Genomic DNA, 12,729 nt, shown 5'->3' on the forward strand with positions numbered 1-12,729 from the left:
CAGCAGAAAATGGAGATGGGAATGAACTGGATGCGCCCCCTGTCACTTGGCCTGTTGCTGTGCCTGTCATCCGGCGCCAACGCGGCCTCCGCCATCGTCTACGACGACGATGGCCGCTACGGCTACGCCATGAACCACAGCACGCTGTCGGCTGCGATGCAGCGCGCACTGCAGCACTGCGCCGTTCGGTCCCGCAACTGCGCGCAGACTGCCACGACCACCGCGGTGGGATATTCGGCGATCGCTACCGGCACCGTCGCCATGGGCTTTGCACTTGGGGAAAAGACGGCGGACGCCGCACAACGCAAAGCGGAAAGAATGTGCAGGCAACGTGCCAATGACTGCACACTGGCAATTCTCTGGCGCGAAACGCCAAGCGGCATTGCGCCGCCCGCTCATCCGGGTCATGCGGTGCCGGAGCCCAGGCTCTATTCCTCGCCCGAAGTCGGGCAGGACGCGGCTGGCACCACCCACTAGGCCTGCACAACGCCCGTGCGGCGCGGCCGTGTGTTACTGCGTTGAACAAAGAAAAACGCCTGCAGATCGAGGATCTGCAGGCGCTTCTTTGTATCTGGCGGAGTGAGAGGGACACTATGCAGCCCCATCCAACCGCCTGAAGTTGTTAGGTTTTTTCGACCTGGACACCCGCAGAGTGTGTCCAAGGGAGTGTCCAAGACTACTCTGACCCTTCCCTCCCCGCAATTGACGACAGCTGACAACCTCAATCGCCGGCGTTCTCATTGATTTTATGGATGTGATCTAGAGCAGCTTCGTCGTTGTCTTCCTCGTCCTCATAGCCGAAGTCCGGGCGTTCGTCCTCGTCCTCATCCTCGTCCTCGTCCTCGAAATCCTCTTCCTCTTCCTCTTCCACGGCTTCGTCCAGCTCATCCGAGATCTGTTCCGCCCTACTAGATCCTGGCACGGTGCTCGCAAACACTGCCCCGACCAACGCATTGACCTTGCAAGCGGCCACGGCCCCTTCCGACTCAAGATCCATCCGACCCTGCTCCGCAGCCGAGTTGATCTGGGCCCAATGAGCTACTCCTTCCGGGGGAACTTTCACTCCGTTTCTCTCCAGGCTCTTGCTGCCCAGCAAGTTAGCGCCATCGGCACCATATTCCTCGGATAGCGCCCTGTAAGCCTTCATCTGATGCAAAACGTTGGCGGTTCCGCTGGGCTGATCGTTCGTGTCGGTCATGGTCTTCTGCCTGTATGGACTATTGATACCTATAGCACCAAACGGTTTGCGCTGGTGCACAGAGAAAGCATCGGCGACTTATCTTTCTACTGTTAATGAAATTCCAACAAATGGACCGGGAACGCTCACGCGGTCTCATGATCCGCCAGAAATCCGCCATTTCCACCCACAAGGCGGCAGACCTTTGACCTAGCACTTCGTTGGAACCGACACGCCCTCATATGAGAGCGCGTACCTGGCGTCACCGCCTTTGGAATCTACGTTAACCCCACGAGACTCTCCGATGCGCTTTGGTGAGAGCTTTCCATGTCAGCGTCCGGACCAGACAAGAAACGCGGCGAGACGCCGGAGGGGCAACGAGCCTGAGCGTTTAAGCTTGCGACACTCTCACCTCCAGACGGACCCAAAAACGCGCTAGCTGATGCCTATCGAGGCCGTTGACGGGGAGGACCAGCCCTCTGCTATTGTGAACACAGGGGCGGCTCGTCTCAAGCCGTGAGAATCAGGGATGCTAGAACTCGTATTGCACGAAATCGGTTCCGATAGGTCGATCTCGGGTCTATGTGCGGGCTATGAAGGGAAGCAGTGGCGGCACTCTGCGCTGGTCGACTATCTAATGGAATCACTTCCGGACTTCTGCCTCACCTACAGTGAGTACAGCCAGATCGGCCACGAGTCGGCGGTGCGAATGATCAGGAAAGCGGCAAAGTCGGTTTACAGCACAGGAAAGTTCAAGAATAGGGGCGAGTTTGGCGAGCTGTTACTCCACGTCATTCTTAAGAAGACGATGGGAACCCTACCAGCTGTATCTAAGATTTATTACAAGGACTCTGTAAATGACACGGTTAAGGGATTCGACGCGGTCCATGTTGTCCCCTCTGAGACAGGACTGGAGCTTTGGCTAGGGGAGGTTAAATTTTACGAAGAGATTGGCTCTGCCATTCGCGATGTAGTAAAGGAGCTGGAGCAGCACCTGACGGCCGACTTCCTACGAAGCGAATTCGTCGCGATCCTCAACAAGGTTGATAAAGATTGGCCGCATGGGCGGCAACTTCTAGCCTTACTGGATGAACGAACGTCGCTAGACCAAGTATTCGAAGCTTTTTGCATTCCAGTTCTCCTCACCTACGATGGCCAAGCCACTGCCGAACATGACGCGTCCTCTGAAGCATACAAACGAGCCTTGGTCTCAGAAATGCGTTTCATCAAGAAGAGGTTCGACAGGCGGGTTGCCAGCGTCCCACACCGCATTCATCTTTTCTTGGTGCCGTTGAAAACGAAGAAGATTCTGGTAGAAGCCCTCCATCAGAAGCTTGAGGCAATGAAGGCCCTATGACATCGGACGTCTTTCAGTTTTCGGACCCCGCCTCCATCCTGGCGGACCCTTTCCGTGCCACCCAGCACCTAGCATCTCTTGTCAGTCGAGCAGAGTTGAACAAATTCGACGACACTGCGGTCCAAGAGGCTGTTTTGTATGCGCTGGAGAACAAAACCAGCTTCGGGCCATGCAGTGTCATCGTAGAGAGCTTGGCGCGCGCGCGCGGACTGTTTCCTTATATCGCCAATGACGAGCTCAGTGTCCGAGAGGAGCTTGCCTTGGAGGCGCATCGGCCCACCGGCATGGAAGACGTGGTGCTACACCGAAAGCAGGCTGAGGTTTACCAGAGGTTGGTTGCTGGTCAGAGCATTGTGCTGAGCGCCCCAACGAGCTTCGGAAAGAGCCTACTGATTGATGCGCTAATCGCTTCGGGGCGTTACGGCAACGTTGCCGTTGTGGTGCCGACCATTGCGCTGATCGATGAGACCAGGCGACGCTTGGCGGAACGCTTCGGAGATACCTTCAAGCTGATCACCCATCCCACCCAGGAGGTTTCTTCCAAGAACATCTTTGTGATGACCCAGGAACGCGTCTTAGATGTGGACACACTCCCATCAATCGACCTCTTCGTTATCGATGAATTTTACAAACTTGACCCTAAACAAGATGCGGACCGCGCGTTACTGCTAAACCAAGCATTACATCGCCTACTGAAGACTGGCGCACAGTTTTACATGCTAGGACCGAGCATAAAAGAAATTTCCGCTCAGCTTTCGAGCTTGACAGGGTCTATATTCGTTGACACTGACTACGCAACCGTAGTGACTGAGCAGATCAATGTCAGTCCGAAGGACGGGGACAACATGAAGGCCCTCGTGGAACTCTGCCGAGGGCTTCATGAATCCACCCTCATCTACTGCGCTTCGCCCGCAAGCGCACGAAGAGTTGCGACGGCCCTAGCGGCAGCCGGACTGGGCACGAGGGAGCCCAAACTCAAAGGCGCCTATGACTGGCTCGCCAAGAACTATCATCCCGACTGGACAGTCGCCCGAGGCTTCTTGACAGGTATAGGGGTTCACCACGGCAAGGTCCCGCGCGCCATCGCTCAGTATGCCGTACGTCAATTCAATCACGGTAGACTTCCCTATCTTGTTTGCACCTCAACCCTAATTGAAGGCGTGAACACGAAAGCAAAGAATGTTGTCATTTTTGACAACAAGGTGGCCCTAAAGAAGTTCGACTTCTTTACATTTAACAACATCCGAGGCCGATCAGGACGAATGCTGCGACACTTTGTTGGCCGAGTCTACCTATTTAATGCTGCACCTCAGGCGGACTTGCCACTGGTAGACATTCCTCTGGTCAACCAAGATGACCGCACGCCAGACTCCCTACTCATTCAGCTAGACCAAGAATTCCTAACACCAGAATCCCAGGCCCGCATGACCGCGCTTCAGAAGAGCTCGCTCTTGCCCATTGAGGTATTGCGTGGAAATTCAGGAATAGACCCTGGCGCGCAAAATGCCCTCGCCAAGCACTTGTGGGCGGCCGGCAGCGAAGGATTGGACATGCTGCTTTGGCAGGGCTTTCCAGATTACGAGCAGTTAAAGTACGCCTGTGAATTGATATGGAAGTTCTTGATTGGGAAGAAGCGGATCGGAGGCACGGTTTTATCTGGAAGCCAACTCGCGTGGAAGATAAGTCGCCTAGCATCAGCCAAGAGCGTTAAGCAGCTGATCGATCTTGAGCTCGCCGACCAAGATTCTTCAGAGGCGGACCGCGTCGTTGAGGAAGTCTTGGATTTCGTCAGAACTTGGGCTGGCTTCCACTTCCCCCGCTACCTAATGGTGCTCGACCGCATCCAACGCGCCGTCTACATGAGTAGGAATGGGGAAGCGGGGGACTACTCCGTGTATGCCGCAAAGATTGAGACCTTGTTCACGACAAGTGGCTTGATTGCGCTGGATGAGTATGGAATTCCTATCCAAATCGCAGAGAAATTGCGCCCGTACTTCGCTCAGCATGACACCATTGATGAAGCCGTTGGCCAACTACGACAACTTGATATTGCACGTGTCGCATCGCTAACTGAATTCGAACGCGAGCTAGTTCAAGACGCACAAACAGGCCTTGGAACGCGTGCAGTGCCGGTAGCCTAACGCTCCATTGCAGCCACATTACCGCCAGCGATCCGGACTTTAATCGCATACCGCCAACGCCATCGCGAGCAGATCTCATATCTGTGAATAACCACGCATTACTTGGGGTTGTGCTTGGGCAAAGGCGCGCTTTGATGAAGGCTCCTTCAATGCTCACAGGAGCTTTCCATGCCAGACCCTCAGATCCGCATCGCTTCCCAGCTTCTCAGTGGGTATGCCTACCAAGAGCCCGAGCGAACACCAGCCGAAGAAGACTCGGATATAGATCGTGCGTTGCGGGTCGCCGCGAAGATGATCGTCCGCCGAAATGGCAACTTCGCCGCTCTTCAGAACGAGCCGCCTTTGGCCCGTAGGCAATACCGCACGAAGGACAAAGTGGTGGATCGCGCCGTGCTGCCCCCCCTGAACACCTTGTTGTCTGAGCGCCGAGCCCAAGAATCGAAGTCGGTCCACTCTGCGTCCGCAAAGCCCGACAGACCAACCCTTCACTGAGCGACAGTTCAGTTCACACGACATGCCCCGTCACTGACGGGGCACTTTGTGAGTCCATAGAAGGGGTGCGAGGCGGCATCGCTGAATGAACCACCTCTCACGCGCCGCCATCCAATGCCGTCGATGCCGTGGCGGCCAGTCAGTGCAGCCGGGGCCGACTGGGGGTGAAGGCAGGCCGGCGCGCTTCCCCTTCCAGCAGTCCTGAATTACGGCCAGGTGCCTCTGCCAAGCCTTCGGCCACGTCAATGGCGGCTTGGCTAAAGGTCTCCAAGTGGGTCACCGAAATGTCCAATCGTTCCAAGCAGTCCTTTTCGGCTTGGGGCGTCAGCTCGTCGCGGGCTTTCTTCAAGCCCTCCAAGCGCTGATCAATCGCCGCCAACCTCCTGCCCCGTTGCCGAGCCCAGTCGGCCAGCCCCTCTTCGGACGGACGAGGACGGGTTTCCACGAACTCCTCCAATGCCCTTTCTGCTCGGTGCAGAAGTCCCATCGCCCTCTTCTCCGCCCCCTCGCGCCTCCTCCACTCGCTCGCCCACCGGCGGAGCGTGGTCAGGTGCTTTACAAGCCGCGTCAACATTGTCCGCAGCCGGTCGTCGCTAAGGCGCTCGTTCCACCAGTCCAACCCTTTCTCAAAGAGCGTTCGCGTGGCCTGCAGACGGCTGGAGATCGCAGTCACGGCTTCGTCTAGCCAGAGCCGCCGCGCTCGTTCAAACAGGCCGTCGGCCGAAGCCACTTCCCTTGAAGGCGGGATGCGGAGGCCCAACAGGTGCGAACCTGGCCAGCCGCGAAGGCCACGGATTTGCCCAATGCCGGGCGCGCTCTCCGTGCGTGCATTGCGACTCTCCCCGCGCTCCCGTCTTTCGCCCGCGTGGTCGCTGGGATCCTCTGGCATAACACGGCCCTGATGCTCGAGTGCATTCAGCATGGCTTCGAAAGCTGCGTCGTTCTCTTCGCCGATTCGCTCATTGCCGTCGGCGCGATCCGACTGCGCCCCTCGACGCATCATCGCCGCCGCGTCCTTCCCCAAGTGCTGTGTGGGCCGGCGCGACAATGCAAGGGCCTTGGGTAGATCTCCTCGGGATAAGGCTTCCGCGGCTTGGGATGGCAGCCGACGGTGGTCCACCCGGACATCCAGCTCGGCCGCTGCCAAGTGAGCGTTGGTCACCCGGGCAACCATCGCGCGCGCCCACTCCACTTCAACCTTGCCAGAGGCCCCGCCGTCCAGCTCCCTGGTCTTGTCTGCCAGCCCTTGAGCGTCGATCCTCCGGGTCGTCACCAAGATGTGGAGGTGCCAGTTCAAGCCGTCCTTTCCATCGGGCGAGTGGATGCTGGCTTGCGCTGCGAAACGGTACCGATCCACCAAGGCGCTGGTCAGCTCCCAGGCCAGGGCGGCCCGTTGCTCGTCGGTGAGCTCGTGTGGCAAGGCGATCTCAAACTCGCGGGCCACCGTTGCATCCTTGCGCCGCTCAGCCTGCTCGGCCGCCACCCAGAGCTGCGCTGGAATGACCGACCAGTCGGGGGCGTCCTCGGGGACAACGCATCGGGTTTCTATGACGCCCCCACGACGCCGGTAGTCGTGACGCTTGCCGGTCCTCTCGTCCATGAGCAGGAGACCGGCACGGTAGGCAGCGGCGGCAACGGATGAGTGCCCCTTGCCGCGACTGAAGGTTTTAACGCGCGAGTGATAGATAGCCAAGCGATCGCCCCGAATTCTTATCCCACCTTTTTGCCGCGTTTTTTTACATTGTCAATGTGAAAATTGTCCAGATCCAAACATCCAAGAATACTAATTCACTCAGACAGACGCCACATAAGAAAGCCAACGCATTGCATTACCACCGAAAACCTCAAAAAGTACAACCCCCCTCCCCGCAGAATTAAACTGGCCGCTCATCATTATCGCTCTCACCCATTTAAACCCATACCACCACATTACTAACCAAGATCATCAATAGCTTAAGTTCCATATCCCATCCGCAATGATGGGGCCGCCACGGGATGGGCCGCCAATTGAGCAAATCGCCCCCGTTACACTTCATTACACAACAGCCCATCACCAAAACTTAACAGAAGGCTATGATTTGCAAATAAGAATAGATCCCATTCGCAAATCTTAAAGGATTTCCCCCATGTATCGCCGTGCTTCGGCTTGCAGCCAAGTTCCTTCCCGACACGCCATTGCTCTAGCTATCGCGCTCACTTTGCCGTTGCTCGCCAACGCTGAGGCGCCTGTAGATTCCAAGCCCACAACCCTTGACAGACTGGAAGTGAAGGCGCGCCGTCAGTCCCAGGCCGATAGCTACACCCTGCCGATCAGCAAGGCCGCCATCGGCCTGGACCTGAGCCTGCGCCAGACTCCGCAGTCCGTGACCACTGTGACCCGGCAACAAATGGACGATTTGCAGATCGAATCCATCAATGACGTGCTGACCAGTACCACCGGCATTACCACGTATTCGCTGGACAACGCTGGCCGCACCACCTTCCGTGCGCGCGGCTTCGATATCGGCAACTTCAAGGTCGACGGCATGCTGATCAACGGCGCCAGCAGCTTCACTGGCGGCGGCGCAGGCCTGAACATGGACCTGTACGACCATGTGCAGGTGGTGCGCGGTGCCAACGGCCTGCTGGGCGGTACCGGCGATCCGTCGGCCACGGTGTACCTGGAACGCAAACGCCCGACCCGAGAATTCGGTGGCGCCGCCGCGCTCACCCTCGGCAGCCATGACAAGCGCCGCCTGATGGGCGACGTGAACGTTCCGCTGACCGCCGACGGCCGCGTGCGCAGCCGCTTCGTGGTCAGTGCCGAGGACTCGGATACCTTCCGCCAGCGCGAAGACCTGCAGCGCCTGGGCGGCCTAGCCAGCTTCGAGGCCGACCTGGGCGATGCCACCGTGGTGAACCTGGGGGTGCAATATGAGCGCACCCGAAATGGGGGCGGCTCATGGGGCAGTAACGTGCCGATCTGGTGGGCCGACGGCACTCGCACTAACCTGTCGCGCAGCACCAACCCGGCAGCCGACTGGAGCGTGGCCAAACGTGACAACACTTCGGTGTTCGGCAGCGTGGAGCAAGGCTTGGGCGCGGACTGGAAGCTGCGCGCGGCCTTCGCCCACGACAACGGCGAGAGCTACACCCATTACGGCGTGGCCAAGGTAAACAACGCTGCACGCGGCCGAGGCTTTGCCGGATTCTGGAACCGGGATGGCAGCGGCGCTTTCCTCAACGCCTTTCACGGCGAGTCAAAAACCCGGCGCGACAACCTTGACATCAGTGTGAACGGCCCACTGCAACTATTTGGCCGTGAGCACCAGCTGATGGCCGGCTTCAATGGCTACCGCAGCGAGATCACCGACTACACGTTCGGCGCCGCGCTGGGCAACTGCACCATCGCGGGCGTGGTCCCGTGGAGTGGCTGCCAGTACCGCGCGGTCGGCCTTCCGATCGATGACTGGCGGACCTGGGACGGCAACTACGCGCCGTTTGAGACGTTCCGTACCCCAGCCCGCAGCAAGACCATCACCCAGAACCTGGGCGGTTACCTGGCCGGTCGTTTCAGCTTGGCCGAGCCGTTGTCGCTGGTGCTGGGCACCCGCGTGAGCAACTACAAGACCTATACCCAGACCTACACCCAGGCCAATGTGCGTACCCGTGGTGCGGCCAGTGGCGAACAGCGGGTGGTGACGCCTTATGCCGGCCTGGTGTGGGATTTCGCCAGCAACTACTCGGCCTATGTGAGCTACACCGATGTGTTCAGCCCGCAGGGCAATGTGCGTGATGCCAACGACATCCTGCTCGACCCGGTAACCGGCAAGAGCTACGAGGCCGGCATCAAGGGCGAATGGGCCGGTGGCGCACTGAATGCGGCATTGGCCGTGTTCCGCAACGAACAGAACAACGTGGCCGAGAGCACCGGTGAAGTGCACCCGGATACCGGCTTCACCATCTACCGGGCGGTGGACGGGGTGAAGTCGAAGGGTGCCGACCTGGAGCTGTCCGGGCGCCTGGCCGAAGGCTGGAACGTGTATGCCGGCTACACCTGGCTGCAGGTGGACGGCCTGTCCTACCAGCAAGATCCGCGGCACCTGCTGCGCTTGAACACCGCGTGGACGCTGCCCGGTGCGCTGTCGAAGCTGACCGTGGGTGGTGGCCTGTCGATGCAGAGCGGCACGGTGATGTCGACCAACCCGGGGCGGCCGCTGGGCGGCGGCAGGTACGACGCCAGCAACCTGCCGATGGGCGGCTACACCCTGGTCAACCTGATGGCGCGCTACGCCCTGACCGACACCGTGCAGCTGGCGGTGAACGTGAACAACCTGACCGACAAGCTGTACTACAACCAGTACGGCTTCTACGACGGGCTGATCTTCGGCGAACCGCGCACCACGACCTTCAGCATCCGCGCGCGCTTCTAAGGCGAACAGGGGCGCCTCCTTGATATGCAGGGAGGCGCCGCTTCTGGGAAGATGCTGGAATGACTCACACTTCCGCCAGCAACGCCCGCATTCTTATTGTCGACGACGATCCAGAGATTGGTATTTTGCTGGCGGAGTACCTCGGCCAGCAGGGCCTGCAGACGGCGGTTGTCGGCAATGGCGCGGATATGCACTCGGCCCTAGCTGCGCAGACCTTCCATGCTGTGGTGCTGGACTTGATGCTGCCCGGTGAGGATGGACTGGCGCTGTGCCAGCAACTACGCGAGCAGACCGCGCTACCGGTGATCATGCTGACCGCGCGCGGGCGACCGGCCGACCGCATCCTCGGCCTGGAATCTGGCGCCGATGACTACATGGCCAAGCCGTTCGACCCGCGTGAGCTGTTGCTGCGCCTGCGCGCGGTGCTGCGCCGGCAGGCGCCCGTGCAGGCGGCCCCGGCCCACATGACGGACATGGCACGGCTGCGTTTCTCCAGTTGGACCCTGGACCCGCGTACCCACCTGCTGCAGGCCGACGATGGCCGCCGCCACCTGCTGGGCGAAACCGACTTCACGGCGCTGCAGCTGTTTCTGCGCCATCCGGACGAAGTGCTCGAGCGCGATTTCCTGGTGGAACAGGTGTACGGCCGTGACCGCATGCCCAGCGACCGCAGCATCGACATGTGCATCAGCCGGCTGCGGCAGATGCTCGAACATGACAGCCGCGCGCCGTTACTGATCCGCACCGTGCGCAACCGAGGCTACTGCCTGGCCGGTCCGGTGCAGGCAGATGACTGAGGCGCGCTTGGGCTGGCCGCGCACGCTGTACGGGCGGCTGGTGCTGGTGCTGGTGACGGGCATGCTGCTGGCGCAGCTGTTGACCGGCACCGTCTGGCACGACGCCCGCTATGAGCGCGTGGCCGAGATACCCGCGCGCCTGACTGCCGCGCACGTGGCGCAGACCCTTCGCCTGCTGGAAGCTCCCGACTCGCCGCTGGCCGGTGCCGACCCTGCCGTGCTGTCCACGGCCGACCTGACGGTGCGGGCGGTCGACGATGGCGGCCACGTCTCGCTGCGCGCGCGTGACCGTGCGGTGGAGCAGCTGCTGCGTGCTTCGCTGGCGGCGGAACTGGGCACGCCGCGCGAACTGCATCTGAAGCGCCTGCGCCTGTATGACGCCCAGGGGCGCGAGGATGACAAGGTGCTGTCGGCGCGCCATGTCACCGGGCAGTTCGAGCTGCGCGTGCGTAGTGCACACGGGCGCTGGCTGCAGTTCGACGTGCGCGAGGGGCAGGCCGGGCTGCAGCTTGAACCTACACACGCACTCGGTGATTACCTCCTGCGCATATATGGCTTGCGAACTCTGCTGATTGTGCTCCTTGCACTGCTAGTGGTTCGCTGGCTGACCCGTCCACTAACCCGGCTGGGTGCAGCTGCACAAGTCTTGGGCCATAACCTTCACGCGCCGCCATTACCACTGGAAGGACCGCGCGAGGTACGTCAGACCGCTCAGGCCTTCAACCAGATGCAGTTGCAGTTGCAGCAGGCCGCGCAGGGCCGCGAGGAGCTCCTAGCGGCGGTCTCGCACGACCTACGCTCGCCGCTGACCCGTCTACGCCTGCGCACTGAACTACTGGTCGACGAAGCCGCGCGCAGGCGCTGGCGTGCCGATTTGGATGACATGCAGGAGCTGGTCGATTCAATTTTGGATTACAGCACTGCTACCCATCTGCAATGCGAGCGCGAGCCGTTCGATGTCCATGCACTGCTCTCAACAGTGGTCGAAGATGCGCGCGAGACCGGCCATATGGTATGCCTGAATGGCCAAGCGGGCGTGAGCTACGCTGGCTTCCCCCGCAGCCTGAAGCGAGCGCTGGCGAACATAGTAGACAATGCGGGACGATACGGGGGCGGCGCAAAATTAGAGGTGTGGAGCGATAGCGAAGCGATCCATATCACTGTGACAGACCAGGGACCAGGCATTCCAGCGGAGCAACGCGAACGTATGATGCAACCGTTCCAGCGCCTGGAGGCTTCGCGCAGCAGCCGCAGTGGCGGAACCGGCCTAGGCCTTAGCATTGCCCTGGCGATCATCAGAGCTCAAGGAGGCGAACTAATTCTAAGAGACGGGCCGTCGAAAAAAGGCCTGACGGTCTTGATTCGACTGCCTCGAAACTGAGTGCCCCTGACTTGCCCGAGCCATCGATTGCCGACGAGAATCCACCACGAATTACCTCGACAAGCAGAGCATGCTCAGGGTTGTCAGGGTCGAGAGAAGCAGCGTCGAAATCGCCCTCCGGCCCGTTGGCCTCGCGCCACCACAGCGGCTGAATGTGCACGCTGCGCCTCCCGTTCTCACCCTGCCGCAACTCCACGTCATGGAAACCAGCGTACTCCGAAATGCCTTCCTGAGAGACGCCACCTTCGGTGGAATGCCTAACGTAGTACAACGCGCTGTTGGCACTATGGCTGTTGCCCATCACCAACATTAGCGCACACAGAGCTAACCGAAAGGATGATACCCGGCGTCGATCCATGCTCTACAATCCTCCTCTGCATCATTAAGATCACAAGTCTAGCATTCGACATCGGGCGCCCGGATACCAACGTTTAATTACATGTCCGGCGAGGTAGTAGCCGGGGCCGACCGAGCTATTCAGCGCGCTCGTCGCCCGATCCAAACTCGCAGCCACCCGCTACAGGGTAAGCAGCGATCTCCGGAAACCGTCGTCGAGTACTGTCTTCTAACTACTTTAGACGAGGTAATAGAGGCGCTCTAGACGAAAGCCCTGAACTTCCCACAATAAGTATTGAGGGTTTGATGGTTCGGCACCGGGCGTATCCGGGTTCGAATTCAAGGAGCTTGGAAGCGGGCAGCGATGGACTGGCTCACTTCCTGCCGACTGAAGTAAGGGATGCTGGCTTCCTCCATTCTTAACGCCGAAGAAGCACTATGCCACCGCGCTGCCCAAGCAATTGAGCCACGTGCTCATACCTGGAACCACCCTGCAAGTCCGCAGCAGCTGGAGAACCACCTTTCCGCAGTACTACCAGGCCCAATACGAACGGAAGAGCAAACATGGCGCTCTGTATGTACGACCCACACATTGCCACGCGCTGACCGCGCCTCCTCTTCAGGTCTACGCCGCCA

The 12,729-nt window shown here is 59.7% G+C and carries 8 protein-coding genes; 6 read left to right on the plus strand and 2 right to left on the minus strand.

Going from position 1 to position 12,729, the window contains the following annotated elements; translation table 11 throughout:
* Positions 1-21: 21 nt before the first annotated feature.
* Positions 22-477 (plus strand): DUF4189 domain-containing protein, encoded by a 456-nt coding sequence (locus tag AC5P6E_RS08620; RefSeq protein WP_032953406.1) that lies wholly within the window; start codon positions 22-24, stop codon positions 475-477.
* A 244-nt stretch (positions 478-721) separates the two neighbouring features.
* On the opposite strand, the gene AC5P6E_RS08625 is transcribed toward AC5P6E_RS08620, so the two are convergent.
* Complete coding sequence (locus AC5P6E_RS08625; RefSeq protein WP_495230847.1) at positions 722-1,198, minus strand: hypothetical protein; 477 nt, start codon at positions 1,196-1,198, stop codon at positions 722-724.
* A 508-nt stretch (positions 1,199-1,706) separates the two neighbouring features.
* Between AC5P6E_RS08625 and AC5P6E_RS08630 the strand changes: the two genes are divergently transcribed.
* Positions 1,707-2,534 (plus strand): HamA C-terminal domain-containing protein, encoded by an 828-nt coding sequence (locus AC5P6E_RS08630; protein ID WP_495230848.1) that lies wholly within the window; start codon positions 1,707-1,709, stop codon positions 2,532-2,534.
* The gene (locus tag AC5P6E_RS08635) at positions 2,531-4,675 is read left to right on the plus strand and encodes a DEAD/DEAH box helicase (protein ID WP_495230849.1); all 2,145 of its coding nucleotides are present in this window, start codon (positions 2,531-2,533) and stop codon (positions 4,673-4,675) included. Before AC5P6E_RS08630 ends, AC5P6E_RS08635 begins: the two co-directional genes overlap by 4 nt.
* A gap of 631 nt (positions 4,676-5,306) precedes the next feature.
* Here AC5P6E_RS08635 and AC5P6E_RS08640 read toward each other — a convergent pair.
* Entirely contained in the window at positions 5,307-6,860 is a 1,554-nt protein-coding gene (locus tag AC5P6E_RS08640) for a MobA/MobL family protein (RefSeq protein ID WP_495230850.1), read from the minus strand.
* A gap of 571 nt (positions 6,861-7,431) precedes the next feature.
* Here AC5P6E_RS08640 and AC5P6E_RS08645 point away from each other — a divergent pair.
* Genes AC5P6E_RS08645 through AC5P6E_RS08655 form a run of 3 tightly spaced genes read left to right on the plus strand, consistent with a single transcriptional unit; the run spans position 7,432 to position 11,757 of the window.
* Positions 7,432-9,579: a TonB-dependent siderophore receptor gene (locus tag AC5P6E_RS08645; RefSeq protein WP_495230851.1), complete on the plus strand. Its 2,148-nt coding sequence runs from the start codon at positions 7,432-7,434 to the stop codon at positions 9,577-9,579.
* Between the two features lie 59 nt (positions 9,580-9,638).
* Positions 9,639-10,376 (plus strand): response regulator, encoded by a 738-nt coding sequence (locus tag AC5P6E_RS08650; RefSeq protein ID WP_495230852.1) that lies wholly within the window; start codon positions 9,639-9,641, stop codon positions 10,374-10,376.
* The gene (locus AC5P6E_RS08655) at positions 10,369-11,757 is read left to right on the plus strand and encodes an ATP-binding protein (RefSeq protein WP_495230853.1); all 1,389 of its coding nucleotides are present in this window, start codon (positions 10,369-10,371) and stop codon (positions 11,755-11,757) included. Before AC5P6E_RS08650 ends, AC5P6E_RS08655 begins: the two co-directional genes overlap by 8 nt.
* The last annotated feature ends 972 nt before the right edge of the window (positions 11,758-12,729 follow it).

This window comes from Stenotrophomonas sp. YJH_SMC_16 (assembly GCF_059367875.1).